Here is a 24,310-nt window from a genome sequence, read left to right as displayed (position 1 = left end):
CGCGACCCCGCGACCCACATCCATCACTGGAGGAGCCGGACGATGTCCATATCGTTGCAGAAGGGGCAGAAGGTCTCGCTGGCCAAGCCGGGCGGCGGCACCCTGACCAGAGTCAAGATGGGCCTCGGCTGGGACGCCGTCGCCAAGAAGGGGCTGTTCGGCAAGGGCAAGCCGCAGTCCATCGACCTGGACGCCTCCTGCCTGCTGTTCGACGCGTCCGGCAACCTCGTCGACCAGGTGTGGTTCCGGCAGCTGCGCAGCAAGGACGGCTCCGTCCAGCACACCGGCGACAACCTCACCGGTGAGGGCGAGGGCGACGACGAGGCCGTCAACGTCGACCTGCGGAGCGTTCCGGAGGGCGTCGCCCAGCTGGTGTTCACGGTGAACTCCTTCACCGGCCAGGACTTCTCCCAGATCGCGGGCGCGTTCTGCCGGCTGGTGGACGAGACCACCGGCCAGGAGATCGCGCGCTACGAGCTGAGCGGCGCCGGGCAGCACAACGCGCAGATCATGGCCAAGGTGTCGCGGGACGGGCAGGGCTGGTCGATGACCGCGATCGGGGCGACCGCGACCGGCCGCACGTTCCAGCACCTGCTCCCGGCCGTGGCGACGCACCTGTGACCCGGCGCGGTCCGTCCGCCCGGGGGCGAGCCCCCGGGCCCCCCGTCGAAGGCACCGTCCGACGAGGGTAAATGCGGCATTTCGACCATATTGACGCCGCGCGTCGCAAGCACCTGTTCTACCGGCATCCGCGTCCGTTCGGCCGGCACGACGACCCGGACGTGCTGGCGGTCGCGCTCGGCGCGACCCTGTACTGCCCCGCCACGCGCCCCGCCCTCTCCGCCGACATCGAGGGCGCGGCCCGGCGGGGCGTGATGAGCATGGTGGTGTGCCTGGAGGACGCGATCGCCGACGGGGAGGTCGAGGCCGGCGAGGCCAACCTCGTGGCGCACCTGCGGACGCTGCACGCCCGCTCCGGGGCGGACGGCGCGGAGGTCCCGCTGCTGTTCGTCCGCGTCCGCGACCCGCGGCAGATCGGCGACCTGGCCGCCAGGCTCGGCGGCGCGGCGGAGCTCGTCACCGGGTTCGTGCTGCCGAAGTTCACCGCGTCCGGCGGTGGAGCGTTCCTGGACGCGCTGGGCGACGCGGCCGAGCGCAGCGGGCTCCGGCTGCTGGCGATGCCGGTGATCGAGAGCCCGGAGGCCGTGTACTCCGAGACCCGCGCGGAGATGCTGCACGACGTGGCGCGGCTGCTCGCCAAGCACCGGTCGCGGATCCTCGCCGTCCGGCTGGGGGCGACCGACATGTCCGCCGCGTACGGCCTGCGGCGCCCGCCCGACCTGACGATCTACGACATCCGCCCCGTCGCGGGCGTGATCTGCGACGTGGTCAACATCCTCGGCCGGGCCGACGGCACCGGCCACGTGGTGACCGGGCCCGTGTGGGAGTACTTCTCGCAGGGAGAGCGGATGTTCAAGCCGCAACTGCGGCAGTCGCCGTTCGATCGGCAGCGCGCCGCGCCGCTGCGGCAGCGGCTCATCACCTCCGACCTGGACGGGCTGATCCGCGAGGTGCACCTGGACAAGGCGAACGGGCTCACCGGCAAGACCGTCATCCATCCGAGCCATGTGGCGGCCGTCCACGCCCTGTCGGTGGTGACGCACGAGGAGTACAGCGACGCCGCCGACATCCTGGGCGTCGCCGGGGGCGGCGCGATGGCCAGCTCGTACGCCAACAAGATGAACGAGGCCAAACCCCACCGCGCGTGGGCGCAGCGGCTGATGCTGCGCGCCCGGGTGTTCGGCGTGGCCGCGGAGGGCGTCACGTTCGTCGAGCTGCTGGAAGCGGCGGACAGCCGGTGACGGGTTCCTGGGTGGGGTCGCGCCTCGGCGTTCGTCTCGTGGACGGCGCGCGTCCGGCGGGTGCCGGGCTCTCATCGCTCGTGGGCCTCGCTGTACGCCGCAATCCGAAGCGCGCGCATCTGCTGGTGTCGGCGGTGCTGGGCAAGCACGTGCCGACCGACCCGCGCCTGGTGTACGGGTCGGGGCTGCTGCTGGGCGAGCTTGTGCGCGCGCGCCTGCGGGGCGACGAACCGTCCCGCTCCGGTCCGCTTCTCTTGGACGGGCTGCGGGGCGAGCCGACGGCTGCCGCCGCGCTACGTGATCTCATGCGCGTTCCCCAGAACGCTGTGGACGCGATCGTGCTGGGTTACGCCGAGACCGCGACGGCTTTGGGGCACTCGGTGGCGGACGCTCTGGGCGGTGCGTACTACCTGCACTCCACGCGGCGACCCGTTGAGGGGTTCGCCGCCTACGGCGGATTCGAGGAAGAGCACAGCCACGCCACGAGCCACCTCCTGCTGCCCGCGGACACCGCGCCGCTCGATCGCGACGTACCGGTGGTTCTGGTGGACGACGAGCTCTCCACCGGCCGAACGGTGCTGAACACCATCGAGGCTCTGCACGCCGTTCGTCCCAGGAGCCACTACGTGCTGGCCGCCCTGGTCGACCTGCGCGACCCCTCCGACCGGGCCCGAATGGACGATCTCGCGTCCCGACTGCGTACCCGCATCGACGCGGTGGCGCTCGCCGGTGGACGGGTCGAGCTCCCGGAGGGCGTCCTTGAGGCGGGAAGGGCGCTTGTCGCCGGAATCTCGTCCCCGCCCAACACACCCGAGGGAGAACCGGCGTTCGGAGTCTCCCGGGTCGGGCTGGAATGGCCGGCCACGGTGCCGGACGGGGGACGCCACGGATTCCTGCCAGAGCACCGGACGCGGCTGGAGAAGGAACTGGCCCGGATGGGCGACGTCCTCGCGGCCGGTCTCGGGAGAGACGCCTCCCGCGTCCTCGTTCTCGGGTTCGAGGAGCTGATGTACGCGCCGCTCCGCCTCGCGGAGGCGCTCGCCGACGCCCGGCCGGATGTGGACGTCCGCTACTCCACGACGACGCGCTCTCCCGTCCTGGCCGTGGACGACCCCGGCTACGCCATCAGAACCCGCCTGGTCTTCCCGTCCCATGACGACCCCGCCGACGGGCCGGGGGAGCGGTACGCCTACAACGTCGCGCCCGGAGCCGGGCAACGCCCCTTCGACAGGATCGTGTTCGTGGTGGACGACATCGGCGACACCGTGGCGCTCGCCGACGGCCTCCTGGAACGGCTCCGTGCGCTCGCCCCCGTGACGGTCGCCACCGTCCCGTCCCACCGGAGGGCATCGTGAAGCCGCTGTACGGTCCCGCCTTCGGCAGCTACCCGGCGGAGGACGTCGCCTGGCTCCTCAAGGACCTGTCCCGCGCGCGGCTCGAAGCGCCCACGGAGGAACGCGAGGCGGCGATCCAGTCAGGGCGGGCGCACTACGCCGAATCGCTCCCGGTCGAGTACCAGCCGGGCCCGGAGTACCGGCGTCTGTTCCACGACGCGCTGGAGGCGTCCGCCGAACGGCTCGCCTACGCGACCGGACTGGTCACCGAGATGATCCTCGCCGAGCGCGGCCCGGACGCTGTGCTGGTGTCGCTCGCCAGGGCCGGGACGCCCGTCGGCATCCTGATGCGCCGCTGGGCCCGGTACGCGCACGGCCTCGACGTCCCCCACTACGCGGTCAGCATCGTCCGTGGCCGGGGCATCGACACGGTCGCGCTGCGGTATCTCGCTGAGCATCATGACCCTGCCGCGGTGATGTTCGTGGACGGCTGGACGGGCAAGGGCGCCATCACCAAGGAACTGACCGCCGCCTTGGAAGAGCATCCGTTCCCGTCCGATCTCGCAGTGCTTGCCGACCCGGGACGGTGCACGTCCCTGTTCGGCACCCGGGACGACTTCCTGATCCCGTCCGCTTGCCTCAACTCGACCGTGTCGGGCCTGGTGAGCCGGACGGTCCTGAACGACGCCCTCATCGGTCCCGGCGACTTCCACGGCGCGAAGTTCTACGCCGAACTCACCCCGGACGACGTGTCGGGCGTCTTCCTCGACGTGGTCTGCGCCCGCTTCGGGGATGTGGCCGAACGCGTCGCGAAAGACCGGCCGGAGCTCCGCGCGGCCGACCGCACGCCCGACTGGTCGGGATGGGAGGCCGTCCGGCGCAGCGCTCAGGCGGAGGGCGTCGACGACCTGAACCTCGTCAAACCGGGGATCGGGGAGACCACACGCGTGCTGCTGAGGCGCGTCCCATGGAAGGTGCTCGTGCGGGCGGATGCCGGTCAGGAAGTGACCCACATCAGGCTGCTCGCCAGGGAACGCGGCGTGCCCGTCCATGAGGTCGAGCCCGGCCGGTTCCCCTACGCTTGCATGGGATTCATCCATCCCCGGTTCGGCAAGGGGGCCGTGCAGTGACCGTCCTGGTGTGCTCCGACCTGGACCGCACGCTCATCTACTCCGCTGCGGCCTTCGCTCTGGAAGGCCCAGACGAGACCATGCCGCGCCTGCTGTGCGTGGAGTTCTACCAGGGCGCCCCGCTCTCGTACGTGACCGAACCGGCAGCGCGCACACTGGAGGCCCTCGCGACGGCGACCACGTTCGTCCCGACGACGACGCGCACCCCGGAGCAGTACGGGCGCGTGCACCTTCTGGAGAAACCGGCCCCGTACGCCGTCTGCGCGAACGGCGGCCACATCCTCGTGGACGGCGAGGACGACCCGGACTGGGCGGCGGCCGTCCGGAACCGGATCGCCGACGGATGCGCCCCGCTCGCCGACGTCCAGCACCACCTCGCCCGCAACGGCGGCGACTTCGTCCTCAAGCGGCGCACCGCCTCCGACCTGTTCGCCTACACGGTCGTGGACCGGACCGCGCTGCCGCCCGGCTGGGTCGAGGACCTCGCCGGATGGTGCGCCGAACGCGGCTGGCGCACGTCCCTGCAAGGCCGCAAGGTCTACTGCCTGCCCGCCGGCCTGACCAAGGCCGCCGCCGCCCGGGAGGTCGCCCGCCGCACCGGCGCGTCCACCCTGCTCGCCGCGGGCGACGCGCTCCTGGACGCCGAACTGCTGGAGGCGGCCGACCTGTCGATCCGCCCCGCCCACGGGGAACTGCACGACACCGGCTGGACCGCCCCGGCCACCGCCGTCACCGCCGCGCGCGGCGTCGCCGCCGGCGAGGAGATCGCGCACTGGCTCCTGGCCCGGGCCGCGGCGCCGCACATGATCACAGACCGGCCTCCCGGCCGGTAGACAACCGTTTCCGCGCCAGGGGTCGCCGTGACGGCGATCTGGGGCGACAATCGGGAATGCACCCTTCTCTCGCCCAGGAGGAGGTCACCTGGACCACATGAGCTCCCGTCTCACCGGCGACGAGACCGCGCTGTGGAAGGCCGCGGCCCGCGTCCTCGACGCGAACTGGACGGGCAACGCCACCGCCGCCTCGCCCGGCCTCTACCCGCACCAGTGGAGCTGGGACGCGGCCTTCATCAGCATGGGCCTGGCCCGCCACCGCCGCGACCGCGCCGAGGCCGAGCTGATCTCCCTGTTCCGCGGTCAGTGGGCGGACGGGATGCTGCCCCACATCGTGTTCAACACGCGCCTCGACCGGCACGCCTTCTTCCCCGGCCCCGAACTGTGGCGCAGCGACCGGCAGCCGGACGCCCCGCGCGGCGTGCACACCTCGGCCCTCACCCAGCCGCCCCTGCACGCCCTCAGCGCCCTGCGCCTGCACGAGTGCGCCGTCGACGGGGAGAGCAGCCGGGCGTTCCTGGCCCGCCTGTACCCGATGCTGACGGCCCAGCACCACTACCTGGCCCGCTGCCGCGACCTGGACTCCAGCGGCCTCATCGCCATCTGCCACCCGTGGGAGTCGGGCCTCGACAACAGCCCCGCCTGGGACCGCCCCCTCGGCGCGCTGCCGCTTCCCCCGTCCTCCTACGCCCCCGGCCTGCGCCCCCACGCCCTGCCGACCGGCGAGGACTACGACCGCTACGTGCGGCTCGTCGCGCTCATGCGGGAGGCCGCCTACCGGCCCGGCTACCTCCGCGACACCCACCCGTTCGCGGTCGAGGACCCCCTCGTCAACGCCGTCTACCTCGCCTCCACGCACGCCCTCGCCGCCATCGCCGAGATCATCGGCGCGGACCCCGTCCCGCACCGCGAACGCGCCCAGCGCGTCCACGAGGCCGTCCTCGACCGGCTCTGGGACGCCGAGACCGGCTGCTTCCGCGCCCGCGACCTGCGCGACGACCGCCTGCTGCCCGTCATCACCGCCGGCTCGTTCGGCCCGCTCCTGGACCCCGAACTGCCGGCGCCGATCGTCCGCGGCCTCGTCGACCTGCTGCTGTCGGCCCGCTTCGCCGGCGCCGCCGGCTACCCCGTCCCCACCTGCGACATCCAGGCGCCCGCCTTCGACCGCGCCGGCTACTGGCGCGGCCCCACCTGGATCAGCACCAACTGGCTCGTCTGGTACGGCGCCCTCGCCCACGACCTGCCCGTCGTCGCCGACCTGCTCTACGGCTCCACCATGAGGCTCGTCCGCCAGTCCGGCTTCCGCGAGTTCTTCGACCCGTTCGACGGCACCGGCCGCGGCAGCCACGACTTCGCCTGGTCGGCGGCCCTCGTCCTCGATCTCCTCGGGGCCCGCCGCGCCCCCCAGGCGGCCTGATCGCCTACCGTGGGGGCATGCGCCTGAAACGGGGTCCCCTGCCCGCCGCGGTCCGCGCCGAACTCGCGCTGGAACGCGGCGAACGCGTCCTCGCGGCGGCGCCCACCCGCGGCGGCTCCCACGTCACCGCCACCCTCCTGGCCCTGCACCTGCCGACCCCCTCGGGCGGCTTCACCCGCATCCCCTGGGAGCGTGTCGACCACGCCACCTGGAAGGACGGCTGGCTGCACGTCAAGGAGACCTCCGGCGGCGCCGAGCACCACGTCCGCCTCACCGACCCCGGCTCGGTGCCCGAGACCGTCCGCGAGCGCGTCACCGCCACCGTCGCCGTCACCCATCACGCCACCCTCCCCGGAGGCGGGAAGGTGCGCATCGCCGGCCGGCGCCCCGCTGCCGGCGGCGACGTGCGCTGGACGTTCGTCTTCGACGCCGGGCTCGACCCGTCCGACCCGGGCCTGCGGGCCCAGGCCGAACAGGTCCTCGAAGACCTGCGCCGTCAGACCGGCCTCTAGCCGGGGTACGGCTGCTCTTCCTTGCGGCCCCCCGTGACCTGCTCGGGCACCCGGTCCTTCAGGTGCCCCGCCTTGTCGCGCGCGGCCCCGGCGAACGTCTCGCCCTTCGACCGGATCTTCCCGGCGGCCTCCTGCACGTTCGGGTTCTCCGACACCTGCTTGGAGAGCTGCTTGATCTGCTCGTACCGCTCGCGCCCGGCCTTCGTCCCGAAGACGTAGCCGACCGCGGCGCCTGCGATGAACATCGTGCGAGCCTTCATGTCCAACTCCTACTGACGGCGGAATCGTGACACCCCCTATACCCGCCCTCGCCGCCTCAATCCCCGCGCGTGCGCGAACAGCCCCGGACATGCGCTAACCTAGACCCGCCGCCAGGGGCCACCAGACCCCGGCGGACGCACGATCCCGCGTAGCTCAATCGGCAGAGCAGCCGGCTGTTAACCGGCAGGTTATTGGTTCGAGTCCAATCGCGGGAGCTTCCTTACCGCGGCGATACCCAGACCAGGCCCGTTCCCCCCGAGGGAAGCGGGCCTGACCCGTCTGGCAGCGCGAGCATGTTCTGCGGCAAACCCGGCTGTCCGACAGCAGGGACGAGTAGCCGTGCCGCGACTCACGCGGCGTCCGGGGCGAGCGGCTGAGGGAGGCCCGCCCACAGCCCGTAGGGCCACCAGGCAGCGTCGGAGGACGACGGGACTGCTTGGCTCGGTGTCGCCGCGCGCCTTGACGTAACGGCGGACTCATCGTGCTCTCACTTCGCTTAGGCGAAGTCACGTGCCTCGCACGGGCGCCCGGTGCGCTTGTCGGACCGCAGGAACTGTTTGATGACGCTTCGCTGGGTGCCGGCATTGTGAACTTCTATGTCCGGCGAGCTCCTGGAGTACTCGTTCTGGTCTGGGGCGACGAGCAGGTCGACGACTTCGAGTCGCGGGTGTGGCTGGTGTTGCATGTTATTGCCGCTTCGCAGCTTTGCTCCCGTGCTCAGGTGGCGGCTTTGAGCCGTGTTCAGAGCGCCGAGAATTCTCTCTTCGCAGAGTTGCCGGGGCGGCGTTCCACCTTGGGCCCGGTGGGGCGTTGTCAGCGTAGGGAGGCGGCGAAGGGGAGGAGGTCGCTCTTGTCGCTGCGGGGGCTGATGAGGAGGTCGGTCACGCCTGCTTCGGCGAAGCGGCGGAGAGCGCGGGTGACCGTTGTCTCGTCGCCTGCTATGACCGTCTCGTGGACGCCGGACAGGCCCTGCCGGTCGAGGATCGCTCGGTAGGCGGGGAAGTCCGACGCGGCGCCGAACTGGGCGGCCAGGTCGCGGCGGACGCGGTCCGGGTCGTTGGTGAGGGCCACGATGACGCCCGCCAGTACGCGCGGTGCGGGGCGTCCCGCGGCCTCGGCGGCCTTGGTGATGGACGGGACGATGTGGTCGGCCATCGCGTCGGCGCCCACCCAGGTGGTCACCGTGCCGTCGGCCAGTTCGCCCGCGATCCGCAGCATGGCCGGGCCCAGCGCTGACACCAGTACCGGCGGTGGGGTTACGCCTGGTGCGTCCACTGCGCCCACTGCGGTGAGCGTTTCGCCGTGGTAGTCGGCTTCTTCGCCGCGCAGCAGGGGGCGTAGGGCGGACAGGTACTCCCGGACGTGCCGCGCCGGGCGCTCGTAGGGGATGCCGTGCCAGCCCTCGATGACCTGCGGGTGGCTCGGGCCGATGCCGAGGGTGAAGCGGCCGCCCGTCATCGCCTGCGCGGTGAGTGCCTGGCTCGCCAGGGCGAGGGGGTGGCGCGGGTAGGTCGGGACGATCGCCGTGCCCACCTCGATGCCGGGGACCTCGCGTCCGGCGGCCGCGGCGGTCATGAGGGCGTCCCAGGAGCCCGCGTGGCCGAAGAAGACGCTGTCGAGGCCGGCGTCGCGGGCTTGGCGGACCTGCGTGACGAGGTCGTCCAGAGGCGCCGTTCCGGCGATGGTGAACAGTCCGATGCGCATGAGCCGCCTCCAAGGTGAATCGGATCTTCAGGTTCTGGTTGTGCAGGATAACCTGAATCCTTTGTTCCGGTTAACCGCGGGGAGAGGGCGATGCGGGCCGACGCGAAGCGCAACCGCGAGCGGATCGTCTCCTGCGCTCTCGGGCTGTTCGTCGAGCGGGGGCCCGGCGTCAGCATGGAGGAGATCGCGCGGGCGGCGGACCTCGGCGTGGGCACCCTCTACCGGCACTTCCCGGACCGGCGGGCGCTCGTCGAGGAGATCGCGACCAGCTCGCTCCGGTGTCTCGGAGCGGAGATACGGCGGCTTCGCGAGCGGGAGCTTCCGCGCTGGGACGTGCTGGCCCGGGTCGTCGCCTTCTGCGCCGGTCAGCCGTTCGCGCTCATCAAGGCCGCCGCGGATGGCGATTCGTTGCCGGAGGAGCGGATCGCCTTGCAGGACGAGGTCGACGGCCTCCTCCTGGACCTCATGCGGGAGGTGCAGGGGGAGGGCACGATGCGCGACGACATCAGCCCGGTCGAGGCGGTCGAGATCCTCAGCACCGCCGTCTGCCGCCCCGGAGTGCGGGAGGACGACGCCGTCACCCGGGTCATGCTGGACGGCCTCAGGGCGGTCTGACCGGTTCGCGCGCGCTCGGCCGATGCTCTCGCAGCGGTCATGCCACCTGAAGGCCCCGGCCGCGGCCGGGGGTCTTCATTGCTGAGGCGAAGGCGCGCTAACCGCGGCCCGCCTGCCGTATCGGCAGGCCGGGCGGCGGGCTCGTACCGGTCAGTGTTGCCGGGGGATGTAGGCGAGGCCGTGGGCGCCCGGCTCGCCTCGCTTGGCGATGTCGAGCCTGTTGAGGCGCTGCATCGACTCCAGGTCGATGATGTCGACCGTCGAGGACGTGACGCAGGAGACGTATCCGAGGGCACCGTCCGGTGAGGAGGTGATCGTGAGCGGGAACAGGCCGACCTCCGCCTGACCGAGGCGATCGCCGGAGTCTGCCGAGAACACCGTCAGCCGGCCGGGGGAGTGGGCGCCGAGCCGGCTCCCGGGGTCGGTGGCCATCCGCAGCTCCCCGGCCAGCACCTTGCCGGTCGACGTGACGTGGACGGGGAACGTGATGTCGTCGACCGGAAGGACCCCGGTCACCGTGGCGGTCCTGGCGTCGATGACCCGGATCCCGGGGGAGGCCGGCTCGGCGTCCGCCGCGAACGATCCGTAGGGCGCGGCGACGAACACGCGCGTTCCGTCCGGTGAGACTGCCAGCCCTTCGCTGCCGGGGACGTCGACCTTCGCGGTGAGCGTCCCCTTCTCCAGGTCCACGACCGAAACGAACGGCGCCTCCTTGTTGCCGGCGTAGCCCCTCGTCCCGTCCGGGCTGATGACGAACCAGTGCGGGCCCGGCGCCTCGGTGCCGATCCGCCCGATCGGCCGCCGCGTGGCGGTGTCGACGACCACCACGCCTCCGGGCCTCTCGGCGGATCCTTCGACGCTCACGTAGAGCAGCCCGCGCTCGGCGTCCAGGGCGAGGCCGTGCGGCCCGTGCTCCGGGGCCAGGTCGACGACCTCCACGATGCGTCGCGTGTCGGGGTCGATGGCGGTGACCTCGCTGCGACGGCCGGCGTTCGCGTGATAGTAGCCCGAGCGGTAGGTGCTGGCGCACCACAGGAGTCGCCGACGTGCGTCGAAGCACAGCTCGTGGGGTTCGGCGATGACGTCCACCTCGCCGATGCGGGTGTCGTCGGCGGCGTCGAAGAAGGAGACGGTGGCGCTGCTCTGGCTCACCACTGCCAGCAGATCGCCTTCTCGGCCTGCGCGGACGGACTGCGTCATGGTCGCTCCGATGTTCGTGACGTGCGGACGCTTGGAGTCTTGGCCACCGCGGACATGTCGCACAATGCAAAGATAGGCAACGGATAGTTTCAGCAAACGCAATTCGATCAGGGGTGCCATGGACCTCAACCTGCTGACGACCCTGGACGCCCTGCTCCAGGAGAACAGCGTCACCCGCGCCGCCGAGCGGCTCGGCACCTCCCCGGCCGCCGTCAGCCGTGCCCTCGGACGGCTGCGCCGCACCACCGGCGATCCCTTGCTGGTCCGGGCGGGCCAGCAGATGGTCCCCACCGCCCGCGCGGTGCGCCTGCGGGAGGAGGTCCGCTCGCTCCTCGAACACGCCGACGCCGTTCTCGCCCCCGCCGCGGGCCCCGGCCTTCCCGACCTGGACCGCACGTTCACCGCCCAGGTCAGCGACCTCCTGCTGGCCAGTCTGGCCGCCCCGCTGACCGAGCGCGTCCGCGCCCGGGCGCCCCGGGCCGTCCTGGCCTTCCTCCCGGAGTCGATCGAGGGAACCCCCGCCCTGCGGCAGGGTGCGGTCGACCTCGAACTCGGCGTCCTGGACCACCTGGACCCCGAGACCCGCACCGAGGCCCTGACCGCCGTTCCCCTGGTCGCCGTCGCCCGAGCCGACCACCCCCTGTTCGACGGCCCCATCGACGCCCGCCGGTTCGCCGCCGCCGACCACATCGGCATCTCCCGCCAGGGCAGACGCCACGGGCCCATCGACACCGCGCTCGCACGGCAGGGGCTGCGCCGGCGCGTCGCCGCCGTCGTCCCCAGCCACACCGCCGCCCTGCTGATGGCCCGCACCGGCGACCTGGTCTGCCTCACCCTGGACGACTGGCTCCCCGACGCCCTCACCGCGCTCGGCCTGCGCACCTTCCCGGTCCCCGTCGCGACCCCGCCCATCGAGATCGGCATGGCCTGGCACCCGCGCCACTCGTCCGACCGGGGCCACCAGTGGTTCCGCGACCAGGTCCGCGCCACGGTCCGCCACAACACTCCCTCTCCGCCCACCGGGACGTCGTCCCCTCCGGAGTGAGGCCCGGCGGGGGATGGTCGTTTCGTGGGTGATCGGGTACGTGGGAGGCGACGTGCCTGGCGGAGAGGGGCTGCGGCGGCATGCTCGTGCTCGTTCTCGCTTACGCCGTCGTCGCGGTCGTCGTGCCCTGGGTGTTCGGGCGGCACCGGCGGGTCATGGCGTGTGCCGCGGCGGTGCTTCCGGCGGCCACGGCCGGGTGGGCCGCCGCGCAGGTCGGGCGGGGCGCGCTCACGGCGCGGTTGGACTGGGCGCCGGAGCTCGGGCTGGTGTTCGACTTCCGGCTGGACGCGCTGTCCATCGTGATGCTCCTGCTGATCGGCGGGGTGGGGGCCGTCGTCCTGTGCTACGCGGGCTGGTACTTCGACCGTTCCGAGCGGCTGATGATCGGGACGCTCGTCGCGTTCGCGGGGGCGATGACGGGGCTCGTGCTGTCCGACAACCTGCTCGTCCTGTACGTCTTCTGGGAGCTGACCACGGTCAGCTCGTTCGTGCTGATCGGCGCGACCCGGCCGGAGCGGGCGGAGGACCGGCGGGCGGCGGCGCAGGCGCTGCTGACGACGACCGCGTTCGGGCTCCTCATGCTCGCCGGGTTCGTGCTGCTCGGGCAGGCCGCCGGGACGTACCGGATCTCGGCGATCGCGGCCGACCCGCCGCGCGGCGGGACGGCGACGGCGGCCACCGCGTCGATGATCGGGCTGCCGCCTTTCCTTGGGTTCGTGGCGAAAGAGGCCGCCATGGAGGCCTTCGCGCATGGCGGCTGGGACGTCGCCGTCCTCATCGGGGTCGTGGCGGGGTCCGCGCTGACCGTGGCCTACGGCGTGCGGTTCCTGGTCGGTGCGTTCGGTGGTCAGGCGGATGTCACGCCCGGGGGGCATTGGGGTCTGGTGGGGCCCGTCGTGGTCCTCGCGGGGGCCGGGTTCGCTCTGGGCGTCGCACCCGGCGCGATGCAGAAGCTCGCCGGGCCCTATGCGGGCACGCTGCCGGGGGACGGCGCGTACAAGCTCGCCTTGTGGCACGGGCCCGGGTCGGCGCTCTGGCTTTCCGTGGTCGCGCTCGTGTCGGGTGCCGTGGTGTTCGTCCTGTTCGGACGGACGTTCCCCGTCAGGCGGCCGCGGTGGCGGTTCCTCGACGCGCAGCGCGGCTACGACGGGACGGTCGAGGGGATCCTCGCCGGGGCCCACGAGGTGACCAGGCGCGTGCAGATCGGTTCGCTGCCCGTCTACCTCGGTGTGATCGGCGTGATGGCGCTGGTGGTGCCGGGCTCGGCGCTGGCGGCGGCCCTGGTCTGGGGGACCGGCCCGGCCGTCCCGGTGGACCGGCTGCGCGCGTGGGACGACCCGGCGCAGGTCGTGCTGGCCGTGGTCGTGATCGGCTGCGCGCTCGCGGCGCTGCGGGCCCGCCGGAGGCTGACGGCCGCGCTGCTGCTCGCCGGGACGGGTTACGGGGTCGCCGGGCTGTTCGTGGTGCAGGGCGGTCCCGATCTCGCGCTGACGCTCTTCGTCGTGGAGACGCTGTCGCTGATCATGCTCGTGCTGGTGCTGCGGCGGCTGCCGGTCCGGTACCCGCCGAGGCGCCGCAAGGGGTCGGCCAGGGCGGTCGTCGGGGCGATCAGCGTGTGCCTCGGCGGGTTCGTCGCGCTGTTCCTGGTGGTGGCGGCGCTGAGCCGGGACACCCGTCCGGCCGGGCCCGGGTACGCCCGGCTCGCGAGCGAGGAGGGGGCCGAGAACGTCGTGAACGCGATCCTCGTCGAGATGCGTGCGCTGGACACGCTCGGCGAGATCACGGTGCTGGGCGTCGCGGCGATGGGCGTCGTCGGGCTGGTGACGAGCGGGCGGCGGCTGCCGAGCCCGGCCGGCGGCGAGCGCGGGCCGGGAGAGGCGGGGAGCCGCTGGCTGGCGGCGCCGGGGCGCCCGCCGCTCGGCGGGTCCTCGGTGGTGCTGGAGGCCGCGGCGCGGTTCCTCGGCCCGACGATCCTCGTGTTCTCCCTCTACCTGCTCGTGGCCGGGCACGGCCATCCGGGCGGCGGGTTCGTGGGCGGGCTCGTGGCGGGCATGGCGTTCGTGCTGCGGTACCTGCCGGGCGGCCGGCGGGAGCTGGCGTCCGCGCTGCCGGTGCGGCCGAGCGTCCTGATCGGCGGCGGCCTCGGCCTCGCGGTCGCGACGGGCGCGGCCGGCTGGACGGCCGGGGGGTTCCCGCACGGGGAGTTCCTCCAGGGGGAGATCTGGCACGCGTCGCCGCCCGTCCTGGGCGAGGTCGAGGTGCCGACCAGCCTGTTCTTCGACATCGGGGTGTACCTGGTGGTCCTCGGACTGGTGCTGACGATCCTCACCACGCTCGGGGCGGGCCTGGAGGACGAACGGGACGAGGAGGAGGCGGCGTGACCGGGCCCGCGCTCGTCCTCGTGCTGACCGTCGCCGTGCTGTTCGCGGCCGGGTTCGACCTGCTGATGCAGCGGTCACTGATCCGCGTCGTGGTCGGCTTCATGCTGCTCGGGCACGGCGCCAACCTCGTCCTGCTGCTGGCGGGCGGGGCCGCGGGGGCGCCGCCGCTGCTCGGCGGGGGCTCGCGGCGGACGATGGCCGACCCGCTGCCGCAGGCGATGGCGCTCACCGCCATCGTGATCACGTTCGGTGTCACGGCGTTCCTGCTGGCGCTGGCGTACCGGAGCCGGCGGCTGCTCGGCGAGGACGAGGTGCGGGACGACGTCGAGGACCGCAGGATCCGCGCCGGGCGCCGCCGCGAGTCCTGGGACGCCCCGCCGGAACCGCACGACCCCCTGGAGGAGGACGAGTGAACGTCCTGCTTCCCCTGCCGTTCGCGCTGCCGCTGCTGGGCGCCGCCCTCGCGATGATCAGCCGCCGCCGGTTCTGGCTGCGGGTCCTCGCGCCGCTCGTCGGGGCGGGCGCGGTGGCGGCGTCGGCGGCGGTGCTGGCCGCCGTGGCGCGGGACGGGGTCGTCGCCGTCCAGGCCGGGGGATGGGCGGCCCCGCTCGGCATCACGCTGGTCGCCGACCGGCTGTCGGCGCTGCTGCTCGTGGTGTCCAGCACCGTGCTGCTGGCGATCATGCTGCACGCGGTGGCGGAGGGCGCGGGCGCGCTGGAGCGCCGGAGCGAGCCGGGGGTGTTCCATCCCGCCTACCTGGCGCTGACCGCCGGGGTCGGCCTGGTGTTCCTCGCCGGCGACCTGTTCAACCTGTTCGTCGCTTTCGAGGTGATGCTCGCGTCGAGCTACGTGCTCATGACCCTCCAGCCGACGGCCGAGCGCCTCCGGGCGAGCATGACCTACACGGTCGTCAGCCTCACGTCCTCGATCATGTTCCTCACCGCGCTCGCCCTGACCTACGCGGCGGCGGGGACGGTGAACCTCGCCGACCTGTCCGAGCGCGTCCCGGGACTGCCGGCGGGCACCCGCACGGCGCTCGGGCTGCTGTTCCTCGTCGTGTTCGGGATCAAGGGCGCGATCGTGCCGATGCACCTGTGGCTGCCGGACGCCTACCCGGCCGCCCTCACCAAGGTCACCGCCGTGTTCGCCGCGCTGCTGACCAAGGCCGCGGTGTACGCGCTCATCCGCGTCGAGACGCTGGTGTTCCCCCGCGAGCACGGGTCGTGGGTGATGCTCGTCCTCGCGGCCGGGACGATGGTCGTCGGCACGCTCGGCGCGCTGGCGAACGACGACATCCACCGGGTGTTCTCGTTCACCCTCGTCGGCCACATCGGCTACATGCTCTTCGGCCTGGCGCTGTTCGACGTCGCCGGGCTCACGGGGGCGATCCTCTACCTCGTCCACCACATCGTCGTGCAGGCGACGCTGTTCCTGGTCAGCGACCTGATCCAGGCCCGCACGGGGGAGACGTCGCTGCGCCGGCTCGGCGGCCTCGCCCGCCTGTCGGCCCTCATCGCCGTGCTGTTCTTCATCCCCGCGATGAGCGTGAGCGGGGTGCCGCCGACGTCGGGGTTCGTCGCGAAGCTCGCCCTGTTCCAGGCGGGCCTCGGGTCGGGACGGCCGCTGGCGTACGCCGTCACCGGCGTCGCGGTGCTCGCGAGCCTCCTCACGCTCATGGCGATGGCGCGGATCTGGGCGCTCGGGTTCTGGCGCCCCCGGCCCGCCGAGGCGGGGGAGCCGCCCGGGGCCGAGCCCTACACCCGGGGCGGGGTGCGGGTCATGCAGGCGGTGACGGCCGTGATGGTCGCCGGCGGGCTCTTCATCGCCGGGTTCGCCGGGCCGCTGTCGTCCTGGAGCGCGCGCGCCGCGGCCGATCTGGTGGAGCCGTCGGCCTACCGGCGGGCCGTGCTGGACGGGAGGGCGCCGTGAGGACCGCGGTCCGCAGGATCGGCGCCCGGCTGGGCATGGCGGCGTGGCTGCTCGCCGTCTGGGTGCTGCTGTGGGGACGGGTCGACGCCCTCGTCGTCGCGGGCGGCGCCGTCGCCGCGGCCGTCGCCTACACGGTGAGCAGGCTGCCCGCCGTCCCGCTCGTCACCCGGATCCGGCCGCTGCGCCTCGCCGAGGCCGCCGCGGAACTCGCGTGGGACCTGCTGGCGTCGAGCGTGGTCATCGGCTGGCACGCGCTGCGCGCCCCGCGCCGGGTCAGGGGCGCCGTCATCGAGGTGAGGGCCCGGACGCGCTCGGAGCTCGTGCTGCTCGCGGTCACGACGAGCATCTCCCTGCGTCCCGGCACCCTGCTCGTCGACCTCGACTGGGAGCGGTCGATCCTGCGCATCCACGGCATGCCGGTCCGCGACCGCCGGGAGGCCGACGCCGCGCGGGACGGCGTGCTGCGCACGGAGCGCAGGCTGATGGGGGCCCTCGTGACCCCCGAGGACACAGCGGAGGAGGAGGGGCGGGGATGACCGTCGTCTACACCGTCACCATGGTCCTGCTGGGCGCGGCGGTCCTGATGACCGCCGCGCGGCTCGTCCGCGGCCCGACCTCCTTCGACCGGATCATGGCCGTGGACGTCCTGGCGGTGCTGCTGGTCAGCGGCATCGCGGTGCACTCGGCCGTCTGGGGCGAGCCCGCGCTGTCGACGATCCTGGTGGCCGTCGTGCTTCTGGGGTTCGTCGGGTCGGTCACCGCCGCCCGCCTCGCGGCGCGGCGGGAGGAGGGCCCGTGACCGCCGGCGACGTCGTCACCGCCGTCCTGCTTCCCGCGGGCGCCGCGTTCTGCGCGGTGGGCGCGCTCGGCGTGCTGCGGTTCCCCGACCTGCTCACCCGGCTGCACGCCGCGACCAAGCCGCAGACGATCGGGCTCCTGCTCGTCCTCGGGGGCGCCGCGCCCCAGGCGGGCTCCGCTGCGGGCGCCGCGCCGCTGCTGCTGGTCGCGGTCTTCCAGCTCCTCACCGCGCCCGTCGCCGCCCAGACGATCGGCGCCGCCGCCTACCGCGCCGGCGCCCTCGACCGGAGCGTCCTCACCATCGACGACACCGGCCGCGACCCCTGACCGCTCTCACTCCTCGGTGGCGGGGCTGCCGCCGGCGACGACCTCGGCGAGGAGGTCCTCCTCGGTGGCGCCGCGCCGCCAGTAGCCGGTGAAGGTGACCGCGCGGCGGTGCAGGCCGCGCTCGTTCACCAGATGCCGCCGTAGCGCCTTGACCTGGGCGGACTCGCCCGCGATCCACGCGTACGCGCCGTCCGGGATCGTCGCCGCGCGCACGGCGTCCAGCAGGCCGCCCGGGGTGACCCAGGAGATCTGCGCGCCGGCGGCGGCCGGCAGGTCCTGCCGGTCGCCGGGGTCCGGGACGTCGATCCAGACCTGCGCGGGCGTCCCGGCGGGCAGCCAGGCGAGGTTGCCGGCGATGGCGGGCAGCGCGGTCAGGTCGCCCGCCATCACGACCGGCGCGCCGGGCGGCGGCCGGAAGTCGTAGCCGCCGTTGTCGGGGCCGGTCGGGCCGAGGACGGTGACGCGGTCGCCCGCGCCCGCCGCCGCGGCCCAGCGGGCGGCCGGGCCGGACGCGCCGTCGGTGTGCAGCGCGAAGTCGACGTCGAGCTCGCCGGGCCGCTTGGCGCGGACGGTGTAGGACCGCATGATGCCGCGGACCGCCGGGTCCATCGTCCGCCAGTCCGTGAACCACGTGTCGCCGTCGGCGCCCTGCGGCATCACCGGGGCGTCCTGGTGCGGGTGCGGCAGGAAGATCTTGAACCGCTGGTCGCGCCCGGCGGTGACGAAGCCGTCCACCGGCTCCCCGCCGAAGGTGACGCGGACCATGGACGGGCCGAGCCGCTCGGACCGCAGGACGTGCAGGTCGAAGAAGGCGTACGGGTGCGCCGGGGTCCTCGCCATCGCGGCCTCAGCCCGCCTTCTTCGCCGACTGGACGGACGCCGCGAGCGCTTCGAGGACCGGCGCGCAGCCCTCGTGGGAGAAGCGGGGCTCGGGCTGCCACGCGATCACCTGGCCCGCCTTCACCGCGGGCAGGTCCTTCCAGGACGGCTTGGACCCGAGGTCCTTCGGCTGGAGCGCCTGCGTGCGGGAGTCGAGCATGATGACGTCGGCGCGGTACTTGTCGGCGTTCTCCCAGCTCAGCTCCTCGAAGTAGCCGTCCTTGCCCAGCTTCTCGGGGACGATCAGATCGACGCCGAGCTCCTTGTAGTAGATGAGGTCGGTGTTCTTCGCGGGGCTGGAGGCGTAGAACAGGTCGGGGCTCGCGGACGCCGCCAGCACCTTCAGGCCCGGCTTGGCCTTGGCCGCCGCGCGCAGCGCCTCGGCGGCCTTGTCGAACCGGGCCTTGGCGGCGGTCACCTTCGCCGACTTCAGGTCGGCTCCGAGCGCGGCGGCGAGCGCGGCGGTGCGCTCGATCGGCTTCGGCAGCGCGACGGCGCCGGCGGAGATGCCGACCGAGTCCGCCAGCGCGAAGATCTTGTCCTTGCTCTCGGCCGGGACGTAGAACAGGTCGCCCTGCACGAACATGTTGTCGACGAGCAGGTCGGGACGCAGCGCGGCGTACTTCTCGATGTTGAACTCGCCGTAGGCGTTGCCGATGATCTCCAGGCGGTCGACGGGCAGGTTCCCGGCCTGGGGGTCCGGCCTGCCGTCCTTGAGCTTCGTCGGGCCGTACACGCCGACGAGCCGCTCGTCCACGCCGAAGTCGTAGAGGGCGGCGGCGGCGCCGACGTAGGCGACGACCCGCTGCGGGCGCGCCTTGAGCTCGACCCGCGTGCCGCGGTCGTCGGTGAACGTCCAGGCGCCGCCGCCCGGCGAGGCCGTGCCGCTCGCGCCGTCACCGCCTCCGCACGCGCTGATGAGCGCCCCGAGGGCGAGGGTGCCGCCCGCGCCGAGCAGGCCGCGGCGGGTGAGGTGCTGTGCCCCGATGTTCGACATGTCCGACGTTCTCCCAAATCAAGTTGCCTGGCCGGATAGTCGGCCGATGGAAACTTAGGTTAACCTAACCTAAGATCTTGTCCAGAGTGGGGACCGTCACGGTGGTCCCCGGCCGTCCCCCCGGAGCCCGCCACGTGTTGACGACGAAGTCGCCGCCGGTCACGCCGCCCGCGGAGGCGGCGGGCGCCCGGCGGCCGCCGGGCGCCCGGTGGGCCGCCGGACTCGCCGGCGCGCTGCTCCTCCTGCTCGCCGCCGCCCTGCTGAGCCTCGGAGTCGGAGCGAAGCCGCTGTCGCCCGGCCAGGTGTGGGACGGGCTCTTCGACGCCGATTCGGCGGCGTACACGCTCGTCCGCGAGATGCGCCTGCCGCGCACCCTGCTGGGGCTCCTCGCGGGGACCGCGCTCGGCCTCGCGGGCGCGGTGATGCAGTCGCTCACCCGCAACCCGCTCGCCGACCCCGGCCTGCTCGGCATCAACGCGGGCGCCGCCGCCGCGGTCGTCTCGGCCATCTCCTTCCTCGGCGTCACCTCGTTCACCGGGTTCGTGTGGTTCGCGTTCGCCGGCGCGGGCGCCGTCGCGGTGCTGCTCTACGCGGTCGGCGGCGGGCGCGCCGCCACCCCGGCCCGGCTCGCCCTCGCCGGGTCGGCGCTGAACGCCGCGCTCTTCTCCTACGTCAACGCGGTGCAGCTGCTCGACACCGCGTCCCTCGACCGGATGCGCTTCTGGACGGTCGGGTCGCTCGCCTCCGCGCAGGGCTACACCGTCGTCCGCGGCGCGCCGTTCGTTCTGGCCGGGCTGGTCGCCGCGCTGCTGCTGGCGCGCCCGCTGAACGCGATGGCGATGGGGGAGGACGCCGCCCGCGCGCTCGGCGCCGACCCCGGACGCGTCCGGATCGCCGCGATCGTCACGGTCACGCTGCTGTGCGGCGCGGCGACGGCCGCGTGCGGGCCGATCATCTTCGTCGGGCTGATGGTGCCGCACCTCGTCGGCGCCCTGACCGGCCCCGACCTGCGCCGGCTGATCCCGTTCTGCGCGGTGCTCTCGCCCGCCCTGATGCTCGCGGCGGACGTCCTCGGACGCGTCGTGGTGCGTCCGTCCGAGCTCCAGGTGGGCGTCGTGATGGTCGTGGCCGGCGGGCCGGTGTTCCTGTACTTCGTCCGTCGTCCGAGGAGGTCCCTCTCATGAGCGGAGCGAACCGGGGGGTGTGGGGGGTCGTCCCCCCACGAGAAGCGCTGAGCAGGGGGCCGCACTTCGCCGTCGTCCGGACGCCCGCGGCGTCGTTCCGGTTCCGGCCGCGCGCGCTCGCCGTCGCGGGGCTCTGCCTCGCCGTCGCGCTCGGGACGGGCGTGCTGCTCATCGGCGGCGGCGACTTCCCGATCAGCCCCGCCGACGTCGTCCGGACGCTGGCCGGGCGGGGGTCGCCCGCCGACGCGCTCATCGTGAACGAGATCCGGCTGCCGCGCGTGGCGGCCGGGCTCGCGGTCGGCGCCGCGCTCGGGCTGGCGGGCGCGATCTTCCAGTCGCTCACCCGCAACCCGCTCGGCAGTCCCGACATCCTCGGCTTCAGCCAGGGCGCCGCGACCGGCGTCCTCGCCGTGATCGTGCTGACCGGCGCCGGCAGCGCCGCGGTCGCGGCCGGCGCGGCGGGCGGCGGCCTGCTCACCGGCCTGGTCGTGTACCTGGTGGCCGGGCGGCGCGGCGCGCACGGGCAGCGGCTCATCCTCGTCGGCATCGGCGTCGCCGCGATCCTCACCGGCGTCAACGGCTACCTGATCACCCAGGCGGAGATCACCGACGCGGCCCGCGCCGTGCTGTGGCTGACCGGCAGCCTGGACGGCCGCGACTGGGCGGACGCCGCGCCCGTCATCGCGGCGCTCGCGGTGCTCGGCCCGCTCGCCCTCGCCGGCTGCGGCCGGGCGCTGCGGATGCTGGAGATGGGCGACGACGCGGCGCACGGGCTCGGCGTGCCCATCGAGCGGATCCGGGTGCTGCTGCTGGCCGCGGCCGTGCTGCTCACCGCGCTCGCCGCGGCGGCGGCCGGGCCGGTCTCGTTCGTCGCGCTGACCGCGCCGCAGCTCGCCCGCCGCCTCACCCGGACGGCCGGCCCCAACCTGCTCCCGGCGGCGTGCATGGGCGCCGCGCTGATGGCGGCCGCCGACTGGGCGGCGCAGCGCGGCTTCCCCGGCCACCAGCTCCCGGTCGGCGTGGTGACCGGGCTGCTCGGCGGCGGGTACCTGGTCTGGCTCCTCGTGACCGAACGCAAGACGGGACGGATGTGATGAAGGACGCGACCGCGCGGCTCGCCGGCGCCGGGCTCACCCTGGCCTACGACAAGCGCACCATCGCCGAGGACCTCGACGTGGCGGTGCCGGAGGGCTCGTTCACGGTGATCGTGGGGCCCAACGCCTGCGGCAAGTCGACGCTGCTGCGGGCGCTGGCGCGGATCCTCAGGCCCTCCGCCGGGTCGGTCGTGCTGGACGGCCGCCCCATCGCCGACTGGCCCGCGAAGAAGCTGGCGCGGACGCTCGGGCTGCTGCCGCAGTCGTCCATCGCGCCGGAGGGGATCACGGTCGCCGACCTGGTCTCGCGCGGCCGGTACCCGCACCAGAGCCTGCTGCGGCAGTGGTCCAGGGAGGACGAGCGGGTCGTCGCGGAGTCGATGGCCGCGACCGGCGTCGGGGACATCGCCGACCGGCATGTGGACGAGCTGTCGGGCGGGCAGCGCCAGCGGGTCTGGATCGCCATGGTGCTCGCCCAGCAGACGCCGCTGCTGCTGCTGGACGAGCCGACGACCTACCTCGACATCGCGCACCAGATCGAGGTTCTCGACCTGTGCGCGCGGCTGCACGAGGAGGGCCGGACGATCGTCGCCGTCCTGCATGATCTCAATCACGCCGCCCGCTACGCGACGCACATGATCGCGATGCGGGACGGCCGGATCGCGGCCGAGGGCGACCCGTCCGCCGTCGTCACCGCCGACCTGGTGGAACAGGTCTTCCGGCTGCCGTGCCGGGTGATCGACTGCCCGGAGACCGGGACCCCGCTGGTGGTTCCGGCGGCCCGCGCCCGCATCGCCGCCCCGCGCTGAGGCGCCCGCCGCCGGGCGGGGCACACCGGGAATCGTTGTAGCCTCATAACGGTTGTAGGGCTATAACGATTGGAGGCCGGCGTGCCCGAACTCAGTCCCCGGCGCCGGCTGGCGGTGCTGGCCATCTGCTGCCTCAGCCTGCTCATCGTCAGCCTGGACAACACGATCCTCAACGTCGCGCTCCCCTCGCTGCAGCGCGACTTCCACAGCTCGCTGTCGGGCCTGCAGTGGGCGATCGACGCGTACCTGATCGTGCTGGCGTCCCTGCTCCTCCTGTCCGGCTCGACCGCCGACCGGATCGGGCGGCGCCGCGTGTTCCAGACCGGCCTCGCGCTGTTCTCCGTCGGGTCGGTGCTGTGCAGCCTCGCGCCGTCCCTCGGCCTGCTCGTCGCCGCCCGCGTCGTGCAGGCGGTCGGCGGGTCGATGCTCAACCCGGTCGCGATGTCGATCATCACGAACGTGTTCACCGAGCCGCGCGAGCGGGCCCGCGCCATCGGCGTCTGGGGCGCCGTCGTCGGGCTCAGCATGGCGATGGGGCCGCTGGTCGGCGGGGTGCTGGTCGACTCGGTCGGCTGGCGGTCGATCTTCTGGCTGAACGTGCCGATCGGGCTGGCCGCGCTCGTGCTGACCGCGCTGTTCGTCCCCGAGTCGCGCGCCCCGCGCCCGCGCCGCCCCGATCCGCTCGGCCAGGCGTTCATGATCCTTCTGCTCGGGACGCTGACCTACGCGATCATCGAGGCGCCCGGCCGCGGCCTGGCCGACCCGGCCGTGTACGGCGCCGCGATCGTCGCCGCCGCGTCCCTCGCCGGGTTCGTCGTGCACGCCCTGCGCGCCCCCGAGCCGCTCATCGACCTGCGCTTCTTCCGCAGCGTCCCGTTCTCCGGCGCGACCGTCATCGCCGTCAGCGCGTTCGCGGCGCTCGGCGGCTTCCTCTTCCTCAACACCCTCTACCTGCAGAACGTGCGCGGGCTGTCGGCGCTGCACGCGGGGCTGTTCCTGCTGCCGATGGCGGCGATGACCGCCGTGACCGCCCCGCTGTCGGGACGGCTCGTCGGCGGCCGGGGCCCGCGGCTCCCGCTCCAGATCGCGGGGGCGGCGATGCTCGCCAGCGGGCTGCTCTTCGCGGCGTTCGACGCCGAGACGCGCGACCTCACGCTGTTCGCCGCGTACGTGCTGTTCGGGATCGGGTTCGGCATGGTGAACTCGCCGATCACCAACACCGCCGTGTCGGGGATGCCGCGCGCCCAGGCGGGCGTCGCCGCGGCGGTCGCCTCCACCAGCCGCCAGATCGGGCAGGCGCTCGGCGTCGCGGTGATCGGCGCGGTGCTGGCCGCCGGGGCGTCCGCGGCCCATCCCGCCGCGCCCGCCTTCGTGGCGGCCGCCCGACCGGCATACTGGATCCTCGCCGGATGCGCCGCCGCGGTCCTGGTGCTGGGCACGGCCACCACGGGCCGGCGGGCCGCCCGCAGCGCGGCGCGCACGGCCGGCCTGTTCGGCGACGATCCGGTGCCGGACGCACGCGAGGTGACGGGAGCGAGTGCGCGATGACCGAGCCCGCCGTCCAGCACGCCGACGCCGCCGCGCGGGCGTGGCACAACCTGAGGGTCCTGCTGCACGAGCGCGGCGACCGGCGCCGCGAGGTCACCGAGGCGCTCGGCATGAGCTTCTTCCGGGTCAAGGCGCTGCGCCACATCGCCGCGGCGAGCACGCCGCCGACGCTGCGCGACCTCGCCGAGAGGCTGCTCACCGACCGCCCCTACGTCACCCTCGTGGTGGACGACCTGGTCGGGCGGGGCCTGGTCGAGCGGACCGAGAACCCCGCCGACCGCCGCTCCAAGATCGTGACGGTGACGGCGGCGGGGCGGGCCGCGGCGGCGGAGGCCGAGCGGATCCTCGACACCCCGCCGCCGTCGCTCTACGACCTCCCGGTCGAGGACCTCGCCGTCCTCGACCGGGTCGCGGCGCGCCTCGTCTCCGAAGGCTGACCGCGGGCCCGGG

Annotated in this window: 25 protein-coding genes and 1 tRNA gene; 21 read left to right on the top strand and 5 right to left on the bottom strand. The window is 73.6% G+C overall.

Features of this window, described 5'->3' with window-relative positions; genetic code table 11:
• Positions 1-42 precede the first annotated feature (42 nt).
• The 7 genes from ACQEU6_RS15975 to ACQEU6_RS15945 all read left to right on the top strand — a co-directional run bounded on the left by ACQEU6_RS15975 (position 43) and on the right by ACQEU6_RS15945 (position 7,088).
• Entirely contained in the window at positions 43-621 is a 579-nt protein-coding gene (locus tag ACQEU6_RS15975; protein WP_499332724.1) for a TerD family protein, read from the top strand.
• A gap of 71 nt (positions 622-692) precedes the next feature.
• Positions 693-1,862, top strand: coding sequence for an HpcH/HpaI aldolase/citrate lyase family protein (locus tag ACQEU6_RS15970; RefSeq protein ID WP_499332723.1), 1,170 nt, complete (start codon positions 693-695; stop codon positions 1,860-1,862).
• Between the two features lie 80 nt (positions 1,863-1,942).
• Positions 1,943-3,217: a phosphoribosyltransferase family protein gene (locus tag ACQEU6_RS15965; RefSeq protein WP_499332721.1), complete on the top strand. Its 1,275-nt coding sequence runs from the start codon at positions 1,943-1,945 to the stop codon at positions 3,215-3,217.
• Entirely contained in the window at positions 3,214-4,326 is a 1,113-nt protein-coding gene (locus ACQEU6_RS15960) for a cysteine protease StiP family protein (protein ID WP_499332720.1), read from the top strand. Before ACQEU6_RS15965 ends, ACQEU6_RS15960 begins: the two co-directional genes overlap by 4 nt.
• Entirely contained in the window at positions 4,323-5,159 is an 837-nt protein-coding gene (locus ACQEU6_RS15955) for an HAD family hydrolase (RefSeq protein ID WP_499332718.1), read from the top strand. Before ACQEU6_RS15960 ends, ACQEU6_RS15955 begins: the two co-directional genes overlap by 4 nt.
• A 97-nt stretch (positions 5,160-5,256) precedes the next feature.
• Positions 5,257-6,576 carry an MGH1-like glycoside hydrolase domain-containing protein gene (locus tag ACQEU6_RS15950; RefSeq protein WP_499332716.1) on the top strand — a complete coding sequence of 440 codons (1,320 nt, stop codon included), beginning with the start codon at positions 5,257-5,259 and terminating at the stop codon, positions 6,574-6,576.
• 17 nt (positions 6,577-6,593) lie between these two features.
• Positions 6,594-7,088, top strand: coding sequence for a hypothetical protein (locus ACQEU6_RS15945; protein ID WP_499332715.1), 495 nt, complete (start codon positions 6,594-6,596; stop codon positions 7,086-7,088).
• Here the strand turns inward: ACQEU6_RS15945 and ACQEU6_RS15940 are convergent.
• A complete protein-coding gene (locus ACQEU6_RS15940) occupies positions 7,085-7,348 on the bottom strand; it encodes a YtxH domain-containing protein (RefSeq protein ID WP_353832364.1) in 264 nt (87 codons plus the stop codon). The genes ACQEU6_RS15945 and ACQEU6_RS15940 overlap by 4 nt on opposite strands.
• Positions 7,349-7,491: 143 nt before the next feature.
• On the opposite strand from ACQEU6_RS15940, the gene ACQEU6_RS15935 reads away from it, so the two are divergent.
• Positions 7,492-7,564 (top strand) — tRNA-Asn (locus ACQEU6_RS15935).
• A 598-nt stretch (positions 7,565-8,162) separates the two neighbouring features.
• On the opposite strand, the gene ACQEU6_RS15930 is transcribed toward ACQEU6_RS15935, so the two are convergent.
• The gene (locus ACQEU6_RS15930; RefSeq protein WP_499332713.1) at positions 8,163-9,053 is read right to left on the bottom strand and encodes an LLM class F420-dependent oxidoreductase; all 891 of its coding nucleotides are present in this window, start codon (positions 9,051-9,053) and stop codon (positions 8,163-8,165) included.
• 90 nt (positions 9,054-9,143) lie between these two features.
• Between ACQEU6_RS15930 and ACQEU6_RS15925 the strand changes: the two genes are divergently transcribed.
• Positions 9,144-9,668 (top strand): TetR/AcrR family transcriptional regulator, encoded by a 525-nt coding sequence (locus ACQEU6_RS15925; RefSeq protein ID WP_499332711.1) that lies wholly within the window; start codon positions 9,144-9,146, stop codon positions 9,666-9,668.
• Between the two features lie 150 nt (positions 9,669-9,818).
• Here the strand turns inward: ACQEU6_RS15925 and ACQEU6_RS15920 are convergent, their stop codons facing one another.
• Complete coding sequence (locus ACQEU6_RS15920; RefSeq protein ID WP_499332709.1) at positions 9,819-10,868, bottom strand: YncE family protein; 1,050 nt, start codon at positions 10,866-10,868, stop codon at positions 9,819-9,821.
• A 118-nt stretch (positions 10,869-10,986) separates the two neighbouring features.
• Between ACQEU6_RS15920 and ACQEU6_RS15915 the strand changes: the two genes are divergently transcribed.
• The 7 genes from ACQEU6_RS15915 to mnhG all read left to right on the top strand — a co-directional run bounded on the left by ACQEU6_RS15915 (position 10,987) and on the right by mnhG (position 17,349).
• Positions 10,987-11,913, top strand: a complete 927-nt coding sequence (locus tag ACQEU6_RS15915) for a LysR family transcriptional regulator (protein WP_499332707.1) — start codon at positions 10,987-10,989, stop codon at positions 11,911-11,913.
• Positions 11,914-11,993: 80 nt separating this feature from the next.
• Positions 11,994-14,294, top strand: a complete 2,301-nt coding sequence (gene mbhE / locus ACQEU6_RS15910; RefSeq protein ID WP_499332704.1) for a hydrogen gas-evolving membrane-bound hydrogenase subunit E — start codon at positions 11,994-11,996, stop codon at positions 14,292-14,294.
• The gene (locus ACQEU6_RS15905; protein ID WP_499332701.1) at positions 14,291-14,707 is read left to right on the top strand and encodes a Na(+)/H(+) antiporter subunit C; all 417 of its coding nucleotides are present in this window, start codon (positions 14,291-14,293) and stop codon (positions 14,705-14,707) included. Before mbhE ends, ACQEU6_RS15905 begins: the two co-directional genes overlap by 4 nt.
• Complete coding sequence (locus ACQEU6_RS15900) at positions 14,704-16,224, top strand: Na+/H+ antiporter subunit D (protein ID WP_499332700.1); 1,521 nt, start codon at positions 14,704-14,706, stop codon at positions 16,222-16,224. Before ACQEU6_RS15905 ends, ACQEU6_RS15900 begins: the two co-directional genes overlap by 4 nt.
• The gene (locus ACQEU6_RS15895; RefSeq protein WP_499332699.1) at positions 16,221-16,760 is read left to right on the top strand and encodes a Na+/H+ antiporter subunit E; all 540 of its coding nucleotides are present in this window, start codon (positions 16,221-16,223) and stop codon (positions 16,758-16,760) included. Before ACQEU6_RS15900 ends, ACQEU6_RS15895 begins: the two co-directional genes overlap by 4 nt.
• The gene (locus ACQEU6_RS15890; protein ID WP_499332697.1) at positions 16,757-17,023 is read left to right on the top strand and encodes an MrpF/PhaF family protein; all 267 of its coding nucleotides are present in this window, start codon (positions 16,757-16,759) and stop codon (positions 17,021-17,023) included. The genes ACQEU6_RS15895 and ACQEU6_RS15890 overlap by 4 nt, the downstream gene beginning before the upstream one ends.
• Complete coding sequence (gene mnhG / locus ACQEU6_RS15885; RefSeq protein ID WP_499332696.1) at positions 17,020-17,349, top strand: monovalent cation/H(+) antiporter subunit G; 330 nt, start codon at positions 17,020-17,022, stop codon at positions 17,347-17,349. The genes ACQEU6_RS15890 and mnhG overlap by 4 nt, the downstream gene beginning before the upstream one ends.
• 6 nt (positions 17,350-17,355) lie before the next feature.
• Here the strand turns inward: mnhG and ACQEU6_RS15880 are convergent, their stop codons facing one another.
• Together ACQEU6_RS15880 and ACQEU6_RS15875 are read right to left on the bottom strand one after the other, a co-directional pair.
• Positions 17,356-18,189, bottom strand: coding sequence for a siderophore-interacting protein (locus ACQEU6_RS15880; RefSeq protein ID WP_499332695.1), 834 nt, complete (start codon positions 18,187-18,189; stop codon positions 17,356-17,358).
• A 7-nt stretch (positions 18,190-18,196) separates the two neighbouring features.
• Complete coding sequence (locus ACQEU6_RS15875; protein ID WP_499332694.1) at positions 18,197-19,225, bottom strand: ABC transporter substrate-binding protein; 1,029 nt, start codon at positions 19,223-19,225, stop codon at positions 18,197-18,199.
• 86 nt (positions 19,226-19,311) lie between these two features.
• Here ACQEU6_RS15875 and ACQEU6_RS15870 point away from each other — a divergent pair, with 86 nt between their 5' ends.
• The 5 genes from ACQEU6_RS15870 (at position 19,312) to ACQEU6_RS15850 (ending at position 24,297) form a co-directional block, all read left to right on the top strand.
• On the top strand, positions 19,312-20,409 hold the full coding sequence (locus ACQEU6_RS15870; protein ID WP_499340208.1) for a FecCD family ABC transporter permease: 1,098 nt from the start codon (positions 19,312-19,314) through the stop codon (positions 20,407-20,409).
• Entirely contained in the window at positions 20,406-21,503 is a 1,098-nt protein-coding gene (locus ACQEU6_RS15865; RefSeq protein ID WP_499332692.1) for a FecCD family ABC transporter permease, read from the top strand. Before ACQEU6_RS15870 ends, ACQEU6_RS15865 begins: the two co-directional genes overlap by 4 nt.
• The gene (locus ACQEU6_RS15860) at positions 21,503-22,312 is read left to right on the top strand and encodes an ABC transporter ATP-binding protein (protein ID WP_499332691.1); all 810 of its coding nucleotides are present in this window, start codon (positions 21,503-21,505) and stop codon (positions 22,310-22,312) included. Before ACQEU6_RS15865 ends, ACQEU6_RS15860 begins: the two co-directional genes overlap by 1 nt.
• A gap of 81 nt (positions 22,313-22,393) precedes the next feature.
• Positions 22,394-23,860 (top strand): MFS transporter, encoded by a 1,467-nt coding sequence (locus ACQEU6_RS15855; RefSeq protein ID WP_499332690.1) that lies wholly within the window; start codon positions 22,394-22,396, stop codon positions 23,858-23,860.
• Complete coding sequence (locus ACQEU6_RS15850; protein WP_499332689.1) at positions 23,857-24,297, top strand: MarR family winged helix-turn-helix transcriptional regulator; 441 nt, start codon at positions 23,857-23,859, stop codon at positions 24,295-24,297. Before ACQEU6_RS15855 ends, ACQEU6_RS15850 begins: the two co-directional genes overlap by 4 nt.
• Positions 24,298-24,310 lie beyond the last annotated feature (13 nt).

Source organism: Spirillospora sp. CA-108201 (genome assembly GCF_050936235.1).
Lineage (GTDB): Bacteria > Actinomycetota > Actinomycetes > Streptosporangiales > Streptosporangiaceae > Spirillospora.
Note: the sequence above shows the minus strand (reverse complement) of the source record. Positions and strands in the feature narration are given on the sequence as shown.